Source organism: Sphingomonas sp. Leaf21 (assembly GCF_916858675.1).
Taxonomy (GTDB): Bacteria; Pseudomonadota; Alphaproteobacteria; order Sphingomonadales; family Sphingomonadaceae; genus Sphingomonas.
In genome coordinates, this window is record NZ_CAKASM010000005.1 from 152,136 (window position 1) to 171,560 (window position 19,425).

The following is a 19,425-nucleotide window of genomic DNA, read 5'->3' on the forward strand; positions in this document are numbered from 1 at the left end:
GCGGGCGCGACCGATCGGCACTTCCTGTCGACGTGCTTCGCCGGTTTTGGAACGGACATGGCGACGAGCATCGCATTCGACATTCGAGACGATCGCCGGGGTGATATCGGCGCGATCCTGGCCCGGTCGGGCAGTGCCACGCATCCGCATGTCCAGTCGCTCCTGCTGCCCAACGCGTTGCTGCACGACCTGACCGACGCGGTCCACGCCGTCTGCACGGTGCACGGCAACCACCCGTGCATGATCGATTACGCGATGGCGCGCGGCATCCAGATCGAAACCCTGCCCTGGCTGATCCGATCGTCCAGCGCGTTCGCGCATGAGCGTGCCTATCTCGCCGGGTTGACGGCCGCCGCCGGTCCATTGCCACCCACGCCCGGACAGGCGCAGGCCGATACCGCGCTCACGCATCTGCGCCAAACGCTCGAGATGCTGGCCAATTCGGACCGGCGCGGTTGCGCGACGGGCGCCGTTTCGGCACTGATCCTCGACTGGCGGACGATCCGTCAGTTCCTCGACCAGGCGGCCGCCCGCTTCGGGCTGACCCCGCCGATCAACGACATGCCCGAGCCGCTGCTCGATCCGCCCGACGAAGAGAATGCGCTGGGCCTGGCGCGCGCGCGGGGATTCGGCGCAACCCAGATGCTGATCCAGCATCGCGGGCTCTGGGATCTGCTCGAGGCGCGGGCCAGCGCCCGACGAGGCTGACCATGGGTGACGCGCGTGCCCTCTTCCGGTCGCGCGAAATACCCGGCCGGTCGCCCTACCGCGCCGTTAACCATTTTGGACAGTTCACGATTAATGCACCGGGCCTAGCACGGTCACGATGAAAGCCCTGGTGTCCAAAGCAGTCTTACCGCTCTGCGCACTTCTGGCCGCCCTCCCGGCCGATGCGCGATCGCTTCTCGACTATGTCGGGCAATGCGTTCCCTTCGCGCGTCAGGCATCGGGCATTGCCATCTATGGCGATGCCTGGACCTGGTGGAGCCAGGCCGAGGGTAAATATCCGCGCGGCCACAGCCCGAGGGTCGGCGCGGTCGTCGTCTTCGAAAAGACCGGCCGCCTGCCGCTCGGCCATGTCGCGGTGGTCAGCCGGGTGGTCGAGGATCGCGTCCTGATGCTTACCCACGCCAACTGGTCGATCCAGAACGGGGAGCGGGGCCATGCCGAGCAGGACGTGACGCTGTTCGACGTATCTCCCGAAAATGACTGGACGAAGGTAAAGGTCTGGTTCCGCGATTCCGATGGCCTGGGCAGTTCCACCTATCCGATCTATGGCTTCATCTATGGCAAGGGCCATACCGCGCGAGAATTGACCAGCGACAAGCCGGACTATGTCGGCGCGCTGATCGACGCCTATGTCGCGCGCTGATTGATCGCCAGCCCGGCTTGATTTAGACTGCGCCCTCCATCAGGGAGGACGCATTATGATGCTGCTCGTCACGCTCGCCTTGATCGCGGATGGCGCACAGCCGCGACCGACGATGCCGACCATCGGCCAGCCGCCACGACCCTGTATCCGGACCGAACAGCGCGTCGCGCAGACCAGGCCCGGCGTCGGCCTTCGCAGGCTCAACGAATTGCCCGATGCCGAACCTCAGTTCGCGGTCCTGCGAAGCATCGACGGCTGCCACATTCCCGCCAGGGTCAGTCGGCAGACGACGAAGCGCTGATCCCGAGAGCGCAGCCCGCCACTACCGGACCGCGCCCGACGGTCACCTTCCCCACTTGGTCAGTCGGCAACCGGCCGATGGATCACCCCACCCGTCATCGCCTCCGGCACGCCAGTCGTACCGGGAAAGCTGATCGGCAGCGATTTCAACCGCCGCACCGCCATATAGGCGAAGCCCTCCGCCTCCATCGCATCGCCGTTCCATCCCAGCAGATCGGTCGGCTCGGGCATCAGGCCGGTTTCGTCGGCGATCATCCTGAGCATCGTCGCATTGTGTCGGCCGCCGCCCGCGACCAGCAGCCGCTTGGGTCGCTCGGGCAGATGATCCAGCGCACGGGCCACCGTCATCGCCGTGAAGGCGGTCAGGGTCGCAGCCCCGTCCGCCGCCGACAGGCCGCGCGCCGCCTGGATCGTGAAGTCGTTGCGGTCGAGCGACTTGGGCGGCGCCAGATCGAACCAGCCATTGTCCATCAACGTGTCGAGCACGGTCGGCTCCGCCCGCCCGGTCGCCGCCAGCATCCCGCCCGCATCGAAGCGCTGCCCGGCCTCCGCCTCCATCCAATGGTCGATGAGACCATTGGCGGGCCCGGTATCGAACGCGATCAGCGCGCCGTCCCGACCGATCCAGGTGATATTGGCGACACCGCCAAGGTTGAGGATCGCGACGGGTCGTTCGAGCCCGGCGGCCAGTGCGGCGTGATAGACCGGGATCAGCGGTGCCCCCTGCCCGCCCGCCGCGACATCGGCCGAACGGAAGTCGGACACGGTGACGATGCCGGTCGCATCGGCCAGCGCCTGTCCGTCGCCGATCTGCCAGGTCCAGCCGCGATCGGGACGATGCGCGACCGTCTGTCCGTGAAAGCCGATGACGTCGACCGTCGCCGCATCGACCCCGGCGTCGCGCAAAAGCTTCTGGATCGCCATTGCATGGGTGCGGACGATCAACTCCCCCGCCGAGACGATCGACGGGCTCGCGCGCGGCCTGTCGAAGGTCAGCGCCAGCGTCGTCGCCTCGGCCAGCTCGGCCCGCGCACCGTCCGAATATTGCTCGGACCGAAAGGCGATCGGACGCACCAGCCCCTCGCCGTCCGTCTCGACCAGCGCGGCATCCACGCCGTCGAGCGAGGTTCCCGACATCAATCCGATCGCCAGCATCACCACGTGACCCTTAACCCGTTGCCGACGCTTCATGCCGGGATCGCACCGCGCTGTCGACCGTCCGGCACCGCCGCATCTGGAAAAGCGATCCAATCTGGACTATGTGTGCGCGTATCCCATGGCAACCAAACTCCCCACTCCGCCGCGCGTCGGCATGGTCTCGCTCGGCTGTCCCAAGAATCTGGTCGACAGCGAACGCATCCTGACCCAGCTCCGCGCCGATGGCTATCAGATGTCACCCGACTATGCCGGGGCGGACGTCGTGCTCGTCAACACCTGCGGCTTCCTCGACTCCGCCAAGGAGGAAAGCCTGGAGGCGATCGGCGAGGCGATCAAGGAAAACGGCCGCGTCATCGTGACGGGGTGCATGGGCAAGGAAGCGGAGGCCATCCGCACCCGCTTCCCCGACGTGCTGGCGATCACCGGCGCGCACGAATATGAGCAGGTGGTGGAGGCGGTCCACGCCGCCGCGCCCGCCAATCTGTCGCCCTATATCGACCTGATCCCCGATGCCGGGCTGAAGCTGACGCCGCGTCACTACAGCTATCTGAAGATTTCGGAGGGCTGCAACCACCGGTGCAGCTTCTGCATCATCCCCAGCTTGCGCGGCGACCTGGTCAGCCGACGCCCCGATGCCATCCTGCGCGAGGCGGAGAAGCTGGTCGCGGCGGGCACGCGCGAGCTGCTGGTCATCAGCCAGGACACCTCGGCCTACGGCATCGACATCCGCAAGGAGCCACGGATGTGGAAGGGTCAGGAGGTCGTGCCGCACATGACCGACCTGGCCCGCGAGCTTGGCAGGATCGCGCCGTGGGTACGCCTCCATTACGTCTATCCCTATCCGCATGTGGATCAGGTGATTCCGCTGATGGCGGAAGGTCTGGTGCTGCCCTATCTGGACATCCCGTTCCAGCATGCCGCGCCCTCGGTCCTTCGTCGCATGAAGCGGCCCGGCAACGACGCCAAGGTGCTGCAGCGTATTCATCAATGGCGCGACATCTGCCCGGATATCGCGATCCGTTCGACCTTCGTCGTCGGCTTCCCCGGTGAGACGGAAGAGGATTTCGAATATCTGCTCGAATGGCTGGACGAGGCGCAACTCGACCGGGTCGGGGCCTTCCGCTTCGAGCCCGTCGAGGGCGCCGCCGCCAACGCCCTGCCCGATCACGTCCCCGAGGACGTGAAGGAAGAGCGTTACGCGCGGATCATGGAAAGGACCGCCGCGATCTCCGCCGCCAAGCTCGCCGCGAAGATCGGTCGGACCCTGCCCGTCATCATCGACGCGGTGGACGAGGAAGGCGGCGCCACCGGCCGTAGCCAGGCGGATGCGCCCGAGATCGATGGCGAAGTCTTCCTGCGCGATGCCGGGCATCTGACCGTCGGCGATATCGTGCCGGTCGCGATCGAGGATGCCGACGATCACGATCTGTACGGCGTTCCGGTCATCGGGAACCACTGAGCGTCGGCGATAGGTCTGGCGGGTTCCGGCCCCGCCGCCACCGCGTCGCGGCGGCATATCACCGCCAGTCGTCCCAATTCCTCCCCCAGGCTACGCTTGGGGAGGGAGACCGCTCGCGCCAGCGAGTGGTGAAGGGGCATATCACCCCCCACCAGAGCCGTTGCACCGTCCCCGCAAACCTGCTTCCTTGGCGGGCATGAGATACCCCCATTTGCTGGCGGCGATCGCGCTCATCGCCCCCGCCCCGCTGCTCGCGCAAAGCCTCACCCCGGCCGAAACCCAGAAGATCGACGCGCTGGTCACGAAGACGCTCGCCGACACCGGCGTTCCGTCCGCCTCGATCGCGGTGGTGCGCGGCGGGAAGATCGTCCTCACCAAGGCCTATGGCAAGCAGTTCGAGGGGCAGAAGGGCCCAGCCGACCCCAACCTCCCCTATCAGATCGCATCGGTGTCGAAGCAGTTCACCGCCGCCGCGATCCTGCTGCTCGCGGATGAGGGCAAGCTGTCGCTCGACGACACGGTCTCCAGATACGTCCCCGGCATCACCGGCGGTGACAGGATCACGATCCGCCAGTTGCTCAGCCACACCTCGGGCCTGCGCGACTATTGGCCGCAGGATTACAGCGTCAAGGCGATGGCGACCCCGACCAGCCCACAGGGAATCGTCGACCGCTGGGCCAAGGCTCCGTTGGACTTCGCCCCCGGCACGCAATGGCAATATTCCAACACCGGCTATGTCGTCGCGGGCATGATCGTCGAGAAGGTCTCCGGTCAGCCGCTGCTCCAGTTCCTCCAGACGCGTGTCTTCAAGCCGCTGAACATCCGCGCGATCGACCAGGACAAGGCGGTCGGCCCCGGCTTCCCGCAAGGCTATCTGCGTCACGCGCTGGGCCCCGTCCGGGTCGAGACGCCCGCTGCGCCCGGCTGGCTCTATGCCGCGGGCGAGTTGGCGATGTCGGCGGGCGACCTCGCCAAATGGGATGTGGCGCGGATGAACCGCACGCTGCTGCCCGCGAAGGACTGGGCGACGCAGGAAGAGCCGGTCAAGCTGACCGACGGGTCCAATACCAATTACGGTCTCGGCGTCGGGGTCGGCACCGCCAACGGCCGTCATTTCGTCGAACATAGCGGCGAGGCGGTCGGCTTCCTGACCGAGAACATCGTCTATCCGGACGACAAGGCGGCGGTGGTCGTCGCGGCCAACGCCTGGTTCGCCGACGCACAGGACCGGATCGCCAAGGGCATTTCGGACATCGTCCTGCCCGCGCCCGTGGCCAGCGCCGAGGACGCCGCCGCGCTCGACCGGACGAAGCGCGTCTATGCGCAGCTCGTCGCGGGCGATCTCGACCGCTCGCTGCTGACCGAGGATGCGGCCTATTATTTCACGCCCGCGACCATCGCAGATTATAAGGCCAGCCTGTCGCCGCTCGGTCAGCCGACCAAGATCGAGCAGCGGGGCAGCGCGCGACTGCGCGGTGGCTTCGTCAACCGCAACTACCGCGTCACCTATCCCGACCATATCCTCCGCATCAGCACCTATGCCGAACCAGGCGCGGGCGGAAAGATCGAGCAGTTTCTGGTAAGCCCCGCAGAATGATGGACTTTGCCCCCCTGCTCCAGGCCGATCGCGGCCAGACCGCACGCGCGGTCACGCTGCTGACCCCCGATGGTTTCGAAGGCTGGCTGACCCGCCAGTCGGTGGCGATCCGCGCGCTGGCGACGGCACAGCGCTTCGCGGCCAAGCCCAACACGCATCTGCTCATCCCCAGGGACGACGACGTCGCGGTCGTGGCGGGTGTGACCGATCCCGCCTCGCCCTGGGCGCTCGCCAGGCTGGCCGAGGCGCTGCCCGAAGGAACCTACCGCCTCGACGGCGCGGACGTCGGCGCGAACGCGCTGGGCTGGCTGCTCGGCCAGTATCGCTTCACCCGTTACCGCAAGGCGGACGATACCGCCCCGCGCGTGCTCCTGACTCGCGATGTCGGCCACCGCGATGAGGCGATCCGCCTTGCCGCCGCGACCGCGCAGGTCCGCGATCTGGTCAACACCGGCGCGGGCGATCTCGGCCCCGCCGAACTGGAAGCGGAGGCCGGGGCACTCGCCCGCGCGCACCATGCCACCGTCACGGTAACGAGCGGCGACACGCTGGCGCGCGACTATCCGATGATCCACGCGGTCGGCCAGGCCGCCACCCGCGACCGCGCGCCACGCCTGATCGAGCTTCACTGGGGCGACGCCGCGCATCCGCGCATCGCGATCGTCGGCAAGGGCGTGTGCTTCGACACCGGCGGGCTCGATATCAAGCCGTCGGCGGGTATGCGGTTGATGAAGAAGGACATGGGCGGTGCGGCGCATGCGCTGGCGCTGGCCGGACTGGTGATGGCGGCGAAGCTGCCGGTCCGGCTCCACCTGCTGATTCCGGCGGTCGAGAATGCCGTGTCGGGCGCGTCCTTCCGCCCCGGCGACGTCTTGAAGACCCGCAAGGGCCTGACGGTCGAGAACACCAATACCGATGCCGAAGGACGGCTGATCCTGGGCGATGCGCTGACCCGCGCGGGCGAGGAAGCGCCCGAGCTGATCCTCGATTTCGCCACGTTGACCGGTGCGGCGCGGGTCGCGCTCGGACCGGACCTGCCACCGCTGTTCACCGACGACGAAACGCTGGCGGCGGACCTGCTTGCGGCAGGTGTCGCGGAGGAGGACCCGGTGTGGCGCCTGCCGCTCTGGGACGGGTATGACGAGATGCTGAAGTCCGACATCGCCGACATGGTCAACGCCCCCGATGGCGGGTTTGCCGGGGCGATCACGGCGGCGCTGTTCCTGCGGCGGTTCGTGCCGAAGGATACGGCCTGGGCGCATCTCGACGTGTTCGCCTGGCGGCCCTCGGCCAAGCCGGGGCGCCCCAAGGGGGGCGACGCCTATGCGTTGCGGGCGGCCTATCGGATGCTCAAGGACCGGTATTCGCAAGGCTAAGGATAGGTCGCGGCGTGCGCTTCGACTTTGACGGGCGCGGGCGGAGGTGGGGCTGACAACCCCCACCCCGTGCGGCCTGAGCGCCGTCGAAGGCCACGTTCCGCCCTCGCCGATTACAACCCCGCCGCCGCCTCGATGATCGGCACGAATTTCGCCGCCGTCAGGCTGGCACCGCCCACCAGCGCGCCATCGACATTCTCGACCGCCAGCAGGGTCGCGGCGTTTTCGCCGGTCACCGATCCGCCGTACAGGATCCGCACGCCGTCCGCCGCGTCGCCGATCAACATGCGCAGCTTGGCGCGGGCGATCGAGTGGATGGTCGCGATCTCGTCGACCGTCGGCGTGCGCCCCGTGCCGATCGCCCAGCGCGGTTCATAGGCGAGCGTGAACCAGCTACCGTCCGCATTGTCCGGCACCGATTTTTCGATCTGCGCCTGGACCACCCGTTCGGCGCGGCCCGCATTGCGCTCCGCCTCGGTCTCGCCGCAGCAGAGGATGACCTTCAGCCCCCGCCGGTGCGCCGCCGCCGCCTTGGCCCAGGCGTCCTGGCTGGTCTCGCCCTGGTCGGCACGGCGTTCCGAATGGCCGACGATGGTGAAGCTGGCGCCCGCTTCCTGCACCATCGCCGCCGAGACGCAGCCGGTGTGCGCGCCCGATTCGGCCTCGTGCACGTCCTCCGCGCCGATCGCCAGGCCGGGGACGCGCTCGGCGGCGGGGGCGATCAGCGTGAAGGGCACCGCCATCGCCACGTCGACGTTCGGGGCCGCCGCCGCCGCGCGCGCCATGGCGTCCAGCTCGGCCAGGGCGGCGCGCGAGCCGTTCATCTTCCAGTTGCCCGCCACCAATTTGCGCCGTGCCATAGTCAGGCTCCCAATGAGTCGTCTGTTATACGTGTTCAACACCGATAGCGTATCGTGGCGTCCGCACAAGCTTGATGCGGGCGCGACTGCACCCTAAAGCGGGCACGTTTTTTATTCCTTGCCGATCGGTCGTCCATGCTCAGCTTCTTCCGCCGGATCATCAATTCCAAGGCCGGCGTCATCGTGACCTTCATCGTGCTCGGCATCATCGCCATCGCCTTCGCGGCGGGCGACGTGTCGAACATCGCCGGAATGGCCGGGGGTCTGGGCGGTGGCGACGTCGCCAAGGTCGGTAGCGCGAAGGTCACCGCCAACGACCTGCGAACCGACACGCAGAACGAGGTCGCCGCCTATCGTCAGGAGCAGCCGACGCTCGACATGGCGCAATTCATCGCGGCGGGCGGGTTTGAAGGCGTGCTCCAGCGCGAGATCACCGGCCTGTCGCTCGAACAGTTCGGCAAGGATCAGGGCATGGTCGTCTCGCGGCGCCTGGTCGACGGCCAGATCGCCTCGATCCCCGCGTTTCGCGGTCCCAATGGCCAGTTCGATCCGGCGCTCTATCAGCAGCTTCTCGCACAGCGGAAGATGACCGATGCGCAGGTGCGGACCGACATCCAGCGCAGCAGCTTCGCGCAGCAGCTGACCGTGCCGACGATCGGCGCGGCGCAGTTCGCGATGCAGATGGCGTTGCCCTATGCCTCGCTGCTGCTCGAAAAGCGCGCGGGCGAGGTCGGCTATATCCCGACCCGCCTGGTGCCGACCGGTGCGGCCCCGACCGATGCCGAGTTGCAGACCTTCTACCAGCGCAACGTTCAGCGCTACACCCTGCCCGAGCGCCGGACCGTCCGCTATGCGGTGGTGACCCCCGCCTCCGTCGCGGCGAGCGCGACGCCGAGCGAAGCGGAGATCGCCCGCTATTATCAAAGCAATCAGTCGCGCTATGCCGCGACGCAGAAGCGTGACGTGACCCAGGTGATCGTCGCCGATCAGGCGGGCGCGAACGCTCTGGCGGCCAAGGCCAAGGGTGGCGCCTCGCTGGCGGATGCCGCGCGCGCCGCCGGGTTGGAAGCCTCGACCCAGAAGGCCGTCGACAAGACCGCCTATGCCGCGCTGGCCTCCGCCCCCGTGGCCGACGCCGTGTTCGGCGCCGCGCAGGGTGCCGTCGTCGGCCCGGTTCGCGGCGCGCTCGGTTTCGTCGTCGCCAAGGTCGATGCGATCACCCAGGTGCCGGGCAAGTCGCTGGCCCAGGCGCGGTCGGAGATCGTCAGCGAACTGACCAAGCAGAAGCAGGCCGCCGCACTGGGTGAGATGCGCAACGCGATCGAGGATTCGCTGTCGGGCAATGCGACGTTCGACGAGGTGGTCGCCGACCGCAAGCTGCAGGCACAGACGACGCCGGCGGTGACCGCGCAGGGCGCCTCGCCCGACGCGCCGACCTTCCAGCCGACGCCGGAACAGCGCGCGATGATCACCGCCGCCTTCACCGCCGAAGATGGCGACGCGCCGCAGATCGTGCCGATCGGCAAGGACGGCGGCTTCGCGATCGTCGGGGTCGGCCAGGTGCAGCGCTCGGCACCGCGTCCTCTGGCACAGGTTCGCACCCAGGTGCTGGCCGACCTGACCGCCGACCGCGCCCGTACCGCCGCGCGCAAGCTCGCCAATGCCGTGCTGGCCAAGGTGAACAAGGGTATGCCGATGGCGCAGGCGCTGAAGGAAACCGGTCTGGCGACCCCGCCGGTCCGCCCGATCAACGCGTCGCGCCAGGATCTCGCCGCCGCGCAGAACAGCCCCGCCGCCGCGCCGCTAGCGCTGCTTTTCTCGATGCCGCAGAATAAGGCGCGCACGCTGGAAGCGCCGCAGAACGAGGGTTGGTACATCCTGCGCGTCACCAGGATCGACGCGGGCAACGCGACGGGCAACGAAGCCGCGATCCGCGCCGCGCGCGCCGATATCGGTCGCCTGATCGGTCGCGAATATGTCTCGCAATTCGCGCGCGCCGTGCGTGACACGGTGGGCGTGAAGACCGACCCCAAGGCGGTGGCGAAGGTCCGTTCGGAGCTGCTGAACAATGGGAGCAACTGAGCCCGTCGCCGACGACGGCGCCGCCGAACGGTTGCGGGCCGGTCATCCGGTCCTGCTCTGGCGGCGGCAGATCGCCGATACCGAGACACCGGTGGCGGCGGCGCTCAAGCTGATCGAGCCGGGGCGCGGCGACTTCCTGCTCGAATCGGTCGAGGGTGGTGCGACGCGCGGGCGCTACAGCCTGATCGGCCTCGCCCCCGATCTGGTGTTCCGCGCGCATGGCCATGCGGCGGCGATCAACCGCCACTGGGCGACCGATCGCGAGGCGTTCGCGCCCTGTGCCCAGCCGACGCTGGCGGCGCTCCGCCATCTGGTCGGCGAATGCCGCGCAGAGGTGCCTGCGGGCCTGCCCTCGGCCCTCGCCTGTCTGGTCGGATATTTCGGCTATGAGACGGTCGGGCTGGTCGAGGATCTGCCGCAGCCGACCGCCGATCCGCTCGGCCTGCCCGACATGATCTTCGTTCGGCCGACCGTCATCCTGGTCTTCGATCGATTGGCCGATGCGCTCTATCTGGTCGCGCCGGTCTGGCCCGATGCCACGCGCGACGCGGGGCGGATGATCGAGGAGGCCGAGGACCGGCTGGACGCGACCGCCGCCCGGCTGGCGACGACCGCGCTTCCCCCACCGCTTCGCGCCGACCTGCCCGAGCCCGCTTACAGCCCCGCCCTGCCCGAGGGCCGCTATGCCGAGATGGTGGCCCAGGCGAAGGACTATATCGTCGCGGGCGACATATTTCAGGTGGTGCTGGCCCAGCGTTTCTCCGCGCCCTTCGTGCTGCCCCCGTTCGAGCTGTATCGCAGCCTGCGACGGATCAACCCCTCCCCCTTCCTCTATCATCTCGACCTGCCCGGCTTTTCGCTGATCGGGTCGAGCCCCGAGATATTGGTCCGCGTCCGCGATGGCGAGGTGACGATCCGGCCGATCGCGGGGACCCGTCCGCGTGGACGGACCGGCGCCGAGGATGCCGCCAATCGCGACGGACTACTCGCCGATCCCAAGGAGCGAGCCGAGCATCTGATGCTGCTCGACCTCGGTCGCAACGATGTCGGCCGCGCCGCGTCGGCGGGGAGCGTCAGGGTCACCGACAGCTACACGGTCGAATTCTACAGCCATGTCATGCACATCGTCTCCAACGTCGTGGGGCGGCTGGATGACGAAAAGGACGCGCTCGACGCGCTGTTCGCCGGGTTTCCGGCGGGCACGGTCAGCGGCGCGCCCAAGGTCCGCGCCTGCCAGATCATCGCCGAGCTCGAGCCCGAGCGGCGCGGTGCCTATGCGGGCGGTGTCGGCTATTTCTCACCCGACGGGTCGATGGACTCTTGCATCGTGCTGCGGACGGCGGTGGTCAAGGACGGCACCATCCACGTCCAGGCGGGCGCCGGCATCGTCGCCGACAGCGACCCCGCCTATGAACAGCGGGAGTGCGAGGCGAAAGCCGGGGCGATGCTCGCGGCGGCACGAGAGGCGGTCGCGCGGGCTGGCGACGGCGGATTCGGGCAATAGGGTAAGACCTTGCCCTTCCTGCCCGCTCGCAGCGCGAGAGGGGGCAATATCAAATTCACCCGTCGCCCATCGACGGCGGCCACCTTTGGCGATCACCATCCGGTAGCCGAAGGGGTGCCCCAGCCAGCGCCGGGGCAACGGTCATCGGGTCAGCGCCTCATTCGCCCCCATCGGCGGGCGGCGGGGTCTGCTCCGCGCGGCGGGCGCGGCGATCGGCGGCGTATTGCTGGTTCCACTGGATACTGCATCCGCTCTGGCCACCGGTGCCGACCGGCGAGCAGGTATCGGGAATGCCACCGGCCACGCGGCCGACCTGATCCATCGTCGCGGCGCGGTTGACCCAGCTCTGATTCTGCGCCGCGATCGGCTTGTCGTCGCGCAGGGGCTTGGGAATGCGGTAGGGTTCGTCGTCGCGGCCGCAGACGACCACTTCCTCCGCCGTGCTCTCCGGGCACTTCTGATCGCCGATCAACGTCACCTGGCGAACCCGCTTGGGCGGCTGGCCGGTCGCGGCCTGCTGGTCCTGCGCGCCCTGCTGGGCAAAGGCGGCGCCCGGGGTCAGCAAGAGGGCGGCGATCAGGGCGGCTCGAACCATGGCTACGGGACTCCTTTGGGTTATGAACGTCGGACGCGGCGCATGGCTCCACGCTGAACGGATCAGCCTGACGGCGCCATTCGGGCCAAATTGCGGCGATCCGTCGCGCCGACACGTGATCCGGGCATACCTATGCGTCAAGCAGGCGTTGCACCGCTCGCACGATCGGCTATGGCAGCGCCATGATCCTGGTCGTCGACAATTACGACAGCTTCACCTGGAACCTCGTCCATTATCTTCAGGAATTGGGCAGCGAGGTGGAGGTGGTCCGCAACGACGCGATCTCGGCGGGCCAAGCGCTCTCGTCGGGGGCGCAAGCCTTTCTCATCTCCCCCGGCCCCTGCACGCCGACCGAAGCGGGCGTCAGCCTGGAACTGGTCGCCGCCGCCGCCGACGCCGGTCGTCCGCTGCTGGGCGTATGCCTGGGGCATCAGGCGATCGGCCAGCATTTCGGCGGACTGGTCGAACGCGGCGGGCTGATGCACGGCAAGACCTCGCCCGTCCATCATGACGGCACCGGGCTGTTCCGGGGGCTCCCCTCGCCCTTCACCGCGACGCGCTATCACTCGCTGATCGTCAACGACGTGCCCGAGGCGCTGTTGGTCAATGCCCGCGCCGAGGATGGCACCGTGATGGGCTTCCGCCACGCCACGCTGCCGATCCACGGCGTCCAGTTCCATCCCGAAAGCATCGCCACCGAATACGGCCATGCGATGCTCGCCAATTTCCTGCGCGAGGCGGGGATCGCCCATGACCTGCCCGAGCGGCTGCGGCCGCCCGTCGAGAGCGCGGCGTGACGACGATCGCGCTGCTGCCCGATCCGGTCAGCCCCCTGTCGCGCGAGACGGCGCATGCCGCCTTTGCCGACATTCTCGACGGTCGCGCGGATGACGAGGCGATCGCCGATTTCCTGACCCGGTTGGCCGAGCGCGGCGAGACATCGATCGAGATCGCCGAGGCCGCCCGCGCGATGCGCGAACGGCTGATCCCGATCGAGGCACCTGTCGGTACGATCGACGTGTGCGGCACCGGCGGCGACGGGCACCACACGCTCAACGTCTCGACCGCCGTGTCGCTGGTCGTCGCCGCGCTGGGCGTACCGGTGGCCAAGCATGGCAACCGCGCCGCGTCGTCCAAGGCGGGCGCGGCGGATACGCTGGAGGTGCTGGGCCTCGACATGGAGCGCGCCGGACAGGTGGCGCAGGCGAGCCTGACCGATATCGGCATCGCCTTCCTCTTCGCCGCCAACCACCACCCGGCGATGGCGCGGATCACCCCGATCCGGCGGCGCATCGGGCGACGGACGATCTTCAACCTGATGGGGCCGCTCGCCAATCCCGCGCATGTCGGGCGGCAACTGATCGGCATCGCCCGCCCGGACTACGCGACCGTCTATGCCGAGGCGCTCGCGCAACTGGGGGCGGAGGCCGCGCTGGTCGTGTCGGGCGAAGAAGGCCTCGACGAACTGTCGGGGGCCGGACCCAGCATTGCCGTCCCGGTGGGCCGTATCGACGCGCCCGGCACGATCTCACCCGAGGATGCGGGGCTTGCCCGCCACCCGATCACCGCCATTCGCGGCGGCGACGCGCGGCACAATGCCGAGGCGCTTCGCCGCCTTCTCGCCGGGGAACCGGGCGCCTATCGCGACGCCGTTCTCCTCAACGCCGCCGCGGCCCTGCTGGTCGCCGGGCACAGCGCCGACCTGTCCCAAGGGGCCCTGGCCGCCGCCCGTGCGATCGATACGGGCGATGCCGCGGCGCTTCTCGATCGATGGATAGCCTACCGATGACGATGCTCGACCGCATCCTGGAAACCAAGCGCGCCGATGTCGCCGCGCGAAAGGCGACCATGTCGCTCGCCGACCTCGACGCCAAGATCGATACCGTGTCCGCACCGCGCGGCTTTCGCGCCGCGCTGGACGCCAGGACCGGCCCCGCGCTGATCGCCGAGGTCAAGAAGGCCAGCCCGTCCAAGGGCCTGATCCGCGCCGATTTCGATCCCCCCGCCCATGCCCGTGCCTATGAGGCCGGGGGTGCCGCGTGCCTGTCGGTGCTGACCGACGAGCGCTGGTTCCAGGGCGCGGATGTCTTTCTGGAGCAGGCACGCGCGGCGGTGTCGATCCCGGTGCTGCGCAAGGACTTCATGGTCGATCCGTGGCAGGTCCACGAGTCGCGTGCGCTGGGGGCCGATGCGATCCTCATCATCGTCGCCGCGCTCGACGACGGCGAGATGCAGGAGATAGAGGCCGCCGCGATCGAATGCGGCATGGACGCGCTGGTCGAGGTCCACGACGCCGCCGAGATGGAGCGCGCCGCCCGGCTCAAGTCCCGGCTGATCGGGGTCAACAACCGCGACCTGCGCGACTTCACGGTCGATTTCCAGCGGACCTACGAACTGGTCGGTCGTGCGCCCGAGGGCTGCACCTTCGTCGCGGAGAGTGGCCTGACAAGCCGGGCCGACCTAGACGCGATGGCCGAGCATGGCATCCATTGCTTCCTGATCGGCGAAGCCCTGATGCGCGAACATGATGTCGAGGCGGCGACCCGCGCGCTGATCGGATGAGCGGGCTCACCCATCTCGACGAAACGGGCTCGGCGCGCATGGTCGATGTCGGCGCCAAGTCGGTGACCGCGCGCCAGGCGGTGGCACGGGGACGCATCGCCATGTCGAGCGAGGCCGCCGCCGCGATCCGCGCGGGCAGCGTACGGAAGGGCGATGTGCTGGCGGTCGCGCGGGTGGCGGGGATCATGGCCGCCAAGAAGACGAGCGACCTCATCCCGCTCTGCCATCCGCTGCCGCTGAGCAAGGTCGAGATCGATCTGGTACTGGATGACGAAGGCGTTACCGCCACCGTCACCGCCGCGACGGCGGGGCAGACCGGCGTCGAGATGGAGGCGCTGACCGCCGTATCGGTGACGTTGCTGACCGTCTACGACATGGCGAAGGCGCTCGATACGTGCATGACGATCGGTGACATTCACCTGCTGTCCAAGACCGGCGGCAAATCCGGCGACTGGCACGCCTGACGCACGCCGGGAACGCCGATCGCCCCGAAAGCGTCCATGGGCCAACAGGAGTGACCGCCATTCTCTTACCCGTCGCCGAAGCCCAGCAGCGCCTGCTCGCCCTTGCTACCCGGGCGGACGTCGTCGAACTTCCGTTGCGCGATGCGGCGGGCCGTTGGTCGGCACGCGACGTCGCGGCGCTTCGGACCCAGCCCGCGAGCGACCTGTCGGCGATGGACGGCTATGCGATCCGCTTCGCCGATATGCCGGGGCCGTGGCGGGTGATCGGAGAAAGCGCGGCGGGACGCCCCTTCCCCGAAGCGGTCGACGCCAGGCAGGCGACGCGGATTTTCACCGGCGCGAGCCTGCCCTCCGGCACCGACACCGTCCTGATCCAGGAGGAGGCGGGCCGTGACGGCGCCGTGCTGACACTGGCCGGAGAGGGTCCGGCGCATCGGGGACGCAATGTGCGGCGGCGGGGACTGGATTTTTCCGCTGGCGACCGATTGATCTCGGCGGGCCAGCGGCTTACCCCCGCGCGGATCGCGGTGGCGGCGACCGGCGGCCACGGCACATTGCCGGTCCGGTCGACGATCCGCGTGGCGATCGCGGCGACGGGCGACGAACTCGTGCCACCGGGCTCTGGCGATTTCGCCGCGTTGCCCGAATCGAATGGCGTCATGCTGGCCGCGATGCTGGCGGGCCTGCCGATCGAGGTCATCGACCTCGGGATATTGCCGGACGATCTGGAGCGGTTGCGCGACGTGTTTGCCGGGGTCGAGGCCGACCTGCTCGTTACCACCGGCGGTGCGTCGGTGGGCGACCATGACCTGGTCCAGCCCGCGCTCAACGCCGCCGGGGGGAGCATCGACTTCTGGCGAATCGCGCTGCGTCCGGGCAAGCCGATGATGGCCGGACGGCTGGGCCGGACCGTCGTGCTCAGCCTGCCGGGCAATCCGGTGTCGGCATTCGTGACGGCCACGCTGTTCGTCCGCCCGCTGATCGCGCATATGGCGGGCGCGGCCGACCCGTTTCCCGCGCCGATCCCCGCGATATTGGGCGAGGATCTTCCTCCCAACGGCCCCCGCATCGACTATCTGCGCGCCGCGCTGATCGACGGACGCGTCCATGCCGCCGCCATCCAGGACAGCTCGATGCTGTTGACGCTCGCGCGTTCGACATGCCTCGTCATCCGGCCGCCACATGCTCCGGCAGCCCAGGCAGGCGACTCGGCGGAAATCCTGATCCTCGCTTGACGCAAGCCCAAACGTTCCATATAAGTTCCACGTCTGTTCTGGACGGAGGATCGCGATGCTCACCGCAAAGCAGCATGAGCTTGTCTGCTTCATCAATGACCGTTTGAAGGAGACCGGCGTCTCGCCGTCCTTCGAGGAGATGAAGGAGGCGCTGGACCTCAAGTCCAAGTCGGGTGTCCACCGCCTGATATCCGCGCTGGAGGAACGGCACTTCATCCGCCGCCTGCCCAACCGCGCACGGGCACTGGAAGTGCTGCGAATGCCCGATCGCCCCGAAAAGCCGGTTGGTGCCGCTACGCCGTCATCGGACAATGTCCGGGTGCCCTCGCCCCGCCCGCTGGCCGAACCGGCCAATGACGTGGTCGAGATTCCGCTGCACGGTCGGATCGCGGCCGGCCTCCCCATCGAGGCGTTCGAGGGCAGCTCGATGCTGGCCGTGCCCGCCGCGCTGCTCGGTTCGGGCGAGCATTATGCCCTGGAAGTGTCGGGCGATTCTATGGTCGAGGCGGGTATCCTTGACGGCGACTATGCGCTGATCCGGCGGACCGACGTGGCACGCGACGGGCAGATCGTCGTCGCGCTGATCGACGATGCGGAGGCGACGCTCAAATATTTTCGGCGCGAGGGGTCGATGGTCCGCCTCGACCCCGCCAACCGCGCCTATGATCCGCAGCGCTATGCCCCGGCTCAGGTGCGGGTGCAGGGCAAGCTGTCGGGTATCCTCCGGCGCTACGACTGACGACGCTCGGACCGGTCCGCGACCGGCTCGACCCAGGGGTGGCGGTCGTCCGGCTCGCGCACCATGTCGACGCGCGCGGGGTCCAGGCGGATGGTGACGCCGCCCGTCCTCCGCAACGCTTGGGCGTCGAGCTTCAGCCAGCGTGGACGGCAATCCTCCGGCAGGCGGCGGTCGGCAACGACGATGTCCATCCGGTGGCACAGCGCCACCAGCTCGCGCCAAGGCACCGGATAGCCGCTACGGGTCGCCGCGATCCGCCAGCGTCGACCGCCCTTTGCGATCATGGTCACGCACAGGTCCTGGCCGCATCGCGCCTCGGTCTGGTCGGCCAGCGCGACCGGTTCCGCATCGGTGCCGCCCATCTCCGACAAGGCGGAGCGCATATAATCGCCAGCCCGATCGCGAAGCAGCGCCAGGGACTTGCCGGTGGTCACCGCGACATGCCGACCGTCCCCGGTGACGATCAGGTCGGGGGCGGGCGCGGTCAGCATCGTCATCAGCCCAAGGCTCAACGGCGGCACGCCGCACCAGCGCCAGCGAGTCCGCCATAGGGCGATCCACAATCCCCCCACGACCGCTGCGGCGAAGCTCCACGTCGGCGCGACGGGCAGCGCGACGACCGCCCCCGGCATCGCCGCGACGTGATGGGCGAGACCGAGCAGCAGCGCCAGCGACTGACCCAGCAGCCACCAGAGTGGACCACTCACCCCCAAGGGATCGAGCAGCAGCGCGATCATCTCCAGCGGCATGGCGACGAAGGTCGTCCAGGGGATGGCCACGATGTTCGCCACGGCGCCATAGAGCCCCGCCTTGTGGAAATGGAAGATCGCGATCGGCAGCAACGCCGCTTCGACGACCAGCCCGGTCAGGAGCAGTGCCGCGAGATGGCGAAGCGCCGACCAGCGCCAATCGGGATGCGGCCCGAACCAGCGGCGCATCGCGGGATGTTCGTGTAGCGCGACGATCGCGGTGATCGCGGCGAAGGAAAGCTGAAAGCTCGCGCCCATCAGCGCCTCGGGACGGAACAGCAGGACGATCAACGCGCCCGCCGCGACCAGTCGCAGCGTCATCGCCTCACGCCCCAGGGCCAGCGCGGCGAGGACGAGCATCGCGGCGACGCAGGACCGGATCGTCGGCACCTCCGCCCCGGTCAGCCAGGTATAGCCGATCGCCGCCACCGCGCCGGCGGCCGCGCCGACCAGCGGCAGCCGTAGCCGAAGCGCGAGCCATGGCCAGAGCGCGAGCAGCCGGATCGTCGCGACCATGACGATGCCGACGACGGCGGTGATGTGCAGGCCACTCACGGACAGCAGATGCGCCAGTCCCGCGCGCCGCATCGCCTCGGCATCCGCCTCACCGATCGCGCCGACATCGCCGGTGGCGAGCGCGGCGGCGATACCGCCCTCGCTGCCCGCCACCCGCCCGGTGATCCGCGCCGAGAGACGCTGGCGGAGGCCCATGGCGTCGGGCGCGGCGCGCAGCAGGGTCACGGGTGCGAAGCCACGCCCCGTCGCGCCGATGCCCTGAAACCAGGCCGCCCGGGCGAAGTCGTGCCCGCCCGGCGCGACCGGCCCGGCGGGCGGCATCAATCGCGCGCGAAGCCGGACGCGGGCACCCCGCCCCAGCCCGGCGACGGCATCCTGCTCGTCGAGCGCCACCCGGATGCGGGGCGGCAATGTCATCGCCCGATCGCGTCCGTCACGGGCCGCGACCGGGCGCAGCATCAGCCGCACGACCTGTCTCGCCGCCAGTCGGTCCACCCCCTCGACCTCCGCCACGATGGTCGCGATGACGGGGCGGCGCAGAACGGGGGCATCGACCGATTCGGCGCGAGCCCAGGCAAGCAGCATTCCGGCACAGGCCAGCGACGCCGCCACCGCGACCGACCGCGCCATCCGCCCGCCTTGCACCAGCGTCGCGGCGCCCAGCCCTATCCCGGCAAGGATCAGCATCGCCGCGCGCCATGACGATGGATCGGGCAATACGAACCATGCCGCGATGCCCACGCCCAACATGACCGGCACCCATAACGGCAATTGGTTCCGCTCCGCCTCCGCCCAGCGTTCCAGCCCGCCAAGGCGCGGCATTTGGCGGCGCGGGCGCTTGATGCTAGGGGCTGCGG

At 68.9% G+C, this 19,425-nt stretch carries 18 protein-coding genes; 14 read left to right on the plus strand and 4 right to left on the minus strand.

Annotated elements, in window-relative coordinates:
* Positions 1-57 precede the first annotated feature (57 nt).
* The 3 genes from LRP66_RS06980 (at position 58) to LRP66_RS06990 (ending at position 1,673) form a co-directional block, all read left to right on the plus strand.
* Complete coding sequence (locus LRP66_RS06980; RefSeq protein ID WP_230481783.1) at positions 58-708, plus strand: DUF6975 family protein; 651 nt, start codon at positions 58-60, stop codon at positions 706-708.
* Between the two features lie 118 nt (positions 709-826).
* On the plus strand, positions 827-1,372 hold the full coding sequence (locus tag LRP66_RS06985) for a CHAP domain-containing protein (protein WP_443026665.1): 546 nt from the start codon (positions 827-829) through the stop codon (positions 1,370-1,372).
* A 55-nt stretch (positions 1,373-1,427) separates the two neighbouring features.
* The gene (locus LRP66_RS06990; RefSeq protein WP_230481785.1) at positions 1,428-1,673 is read left to right on the plus strand and encodes a hypothetical protein; all 246 of its coding nucleotides are present in this window, start codon (positions 1,428-1,430) and stop codon (positions 1,671-1,673) included.
* A gap of 59 nt (positions 1,674-1,732) precedes the next feature.
* Here the strand turns inward: LRP66_RS06990 and LRP66_RS06995 are convergent, their stop codons facing one another.
* Positions 1,733-2,827 carry an anhydro-N-acetylmuramic acid kinase gene (locus tag LRP66_RS06995; RefSeq protein ID WP_230481847.1) on the minus strand — a complete coding sequence of 365 codons (1,095 nt, stop codon included), beginning with the start codon at positions 2,825-2,827 and terminating at the stop codon, positions 1,733-1,735.
* 121 nt (positions 2,828-2,948) lie between these two features.
* On the opposite strand from LRP66_RS06995, the gene rimO reads away from it, so the two are divergent.
* The 3 genes from rimO (at position 2,949) to LRP66_RS07010 (ending at position 7,262) form a co-directional block, all read left to right on the plus strand.
* The gene (rimO, locus tag LRP66_RS07000; protein WP_230481786.1) at positions 2,949-4,289 is read left to right on the plus strand and encodes a 30S ribosomal protein S12 methylthiotransferase RimO; all 1,341 of its coding nucleotides are present in this window, start codon (positions 2,949-2,951) and stop codon (positions 4,287-4,289) included.
* Between the two features lie 196 nt (positions 4,290-4,485).
* A complete protein-coding gene (locus LRP66_RS07005) occupies positions 4,486-5,886 on the plus strand; it encodes a serine hydrolase domain-containing protein (RefSeq protein ID WP_230481787.1) in 1,401 nt (466 codons plus the stop codon).
* Positions 5,883-7,262: a leucyl aminopeptidase family protein gene (locus LRP66_RS07010; protein ID WP_230481788.1), complete on the plus strand. Its 1,380-nt coding sequence runs from the start codon at positions 5,883-5,885 to the stop codon at positions 7,260-7,262. Before LRP66_RS07005 ends, LRP66_RS07010 begins: the two co-directional genes overlap by 4 nt.
* A 113-nt stretch (positions 7,263-7,375) precedes the next feature.
* On the opposite strand, the gene tpiA is transcribed toward LRP66_RS07010, so the two are convergent.
* Positions 7,376-8,122 carry a triose-phosphate isomerase gene (gene tpiA / locus LRP66_RS07015; protein ID WP_230481789.1) on the minus strand — a complete coding sequence of 249 codons (747 nt, stop codon included), beginning with the start codon at positions 8,120-8,122 and terminating at the stop codon, positions 7,376-7,378.
* Positions 8,123-8,257: 135 nt separating this feature from the next.
* Between tpiA and LRP66_RS07020 the strand changes: the two genes are divergently transcribed.
* The gene (locus LRP66_RS07020; RefSeq protein ID WP_230481790.1) at positions 8,258-10,204 is read left to right on the plus strand and encodes a peptidylprolyl isomerase; all 1,947 of its coding nucleotides are present in this window, start codon (positions 8,258-8,260) and stop codon (positions 10,202-10,204) included.
* Positions 10,191-11,708 (plus strand): anthranilate synthase component I, encoded by a 1,518-nt coding sequence (gene trpE, locus LRP66_RS07025; RefSeq protein ID WP_230481791.1) that lies wholly within the window; start codon positions 10,191-10,193, stop codon positions 11,706-11,708. The genes LRP66_RS07020 and trpE overlap by 14 nt, the downstream gene beginning before the upstream one ends.
* 157 nt (positions 11,709-11,865) lie before the next feature.
* On the opposite strand, the gene LRP66_RS07030 is transcribed toward trpE, so the two are convergent.
* Positions 11,866-12,303, minus strand: coding sequence for a hypothetical protein (locus LRP66_RS07030; protein ID WP_230481792.1), 438 nt, complete (start codon positions 12,301-12,303; stop codon positions 11,866-11,868).
* Between the two features lie 182 nt (positions 12,304-12,485).
* On the opposite strand from LRP66_RS07030, the gene LRP66_RS07035 reads away from it, so the two are divergent.
* The 6 genes from LRP66_RS07035 to lexA are packed head-to-tail and all read left to right on the plus strand — an operon-like array spanning position 12,486 to position 17,303.
* Positions 12,486-13,100, plus strand: coding sequence for an anthranilate synthase component II (locus tag LRP66_RS07035; RefSeq protein ID WP_230481793.1), 615 nt, complete (start codon positions 12,486-12,488; stop codon positions 13,098-13,100).
* Entirely contained in the window at positions 13,097-14,092 is a 996-nt protein-coding gene (gene trpD, locus LRP66_RS07040; RefSeq protein WP_230481794.1) for an anthranilate phosphoribosyltransferase, read from the plus strand. The genes LRP66_RS07035 and trpD overlap by 4 nt, the downstream gene beginning before the upstream one ends.
* On the plus strand, positions 14,089-14,865 hold the full coding sequence (gene trpC / locus LRP66_RS07045) for an indole-3-glycerol phosphate synthase TrpC (RefSeq protein ID WP_230481795.1): 777 nt from the start codon (positions 14,089-14,091) through the stop codon (positions 14,863-14,865). The genes trpD and trpC overlap by 4 nt, the downstream gene beginning before the upstream one ends.
* Positions 14,862-15,329 (plus strand): cyclic pyranopterin monophosphate synthase MoaC, encoded by a 468-nt coding sequence (moaC, locus tag LRP66_RS07050; RefSeq protein WP_230481796.1) that lies wholly within the window; start codon positions 14,862-14,864, stop codon positions 15,327-15,329. Before trpC ends, moaC begins: the two co-directional genes overlap by 4 nt.
* Positions 15,330-15,379: 50 nt before the next feature.
* Positions 15,380-16,564: a molybdopterin molybdotransferase MoeA gene (locus LRP66_RS07055; RefSeq protein WP_230481797.1), complete on the plus strand. Its 1,185-nt coding sequence runs from the start codon at positions 15,380-15,382 to the stop codon at positions 16,562-16,564.
* Between the two features lie 55 nt (positions 16,565-16,619).
* Positions 16,620-17,303 (plus strand): transcriptional repressor LexA, encoded by a 684-nt coding sequence (gene lexA, locus LRP66_RS07060; RefSeq protein ID WP_230481798.1) that lies wholly within the window; start codon positions 16,620-16,622, stop codon positions 17,301-17,303.
* Here the strand turns inward: lexA and LRP66_RS07065 are convergent.
* Positions 17,294-19,390, minus strand: coding sequence for a ComEC/Rec2 family competence protein (locus tag LRP66_RS07065; protein WP_230481799.1), 2,097 nt, complete (start codon positions 19,388-19,390; stop codon positions 17,294-17,296). The genes lexA and LRP66_RS07065 overlap by 10 nt on opposite strands.
* Between the last annotated feature and the right edge of the window lie 35 nt (positions 19,391-19,425).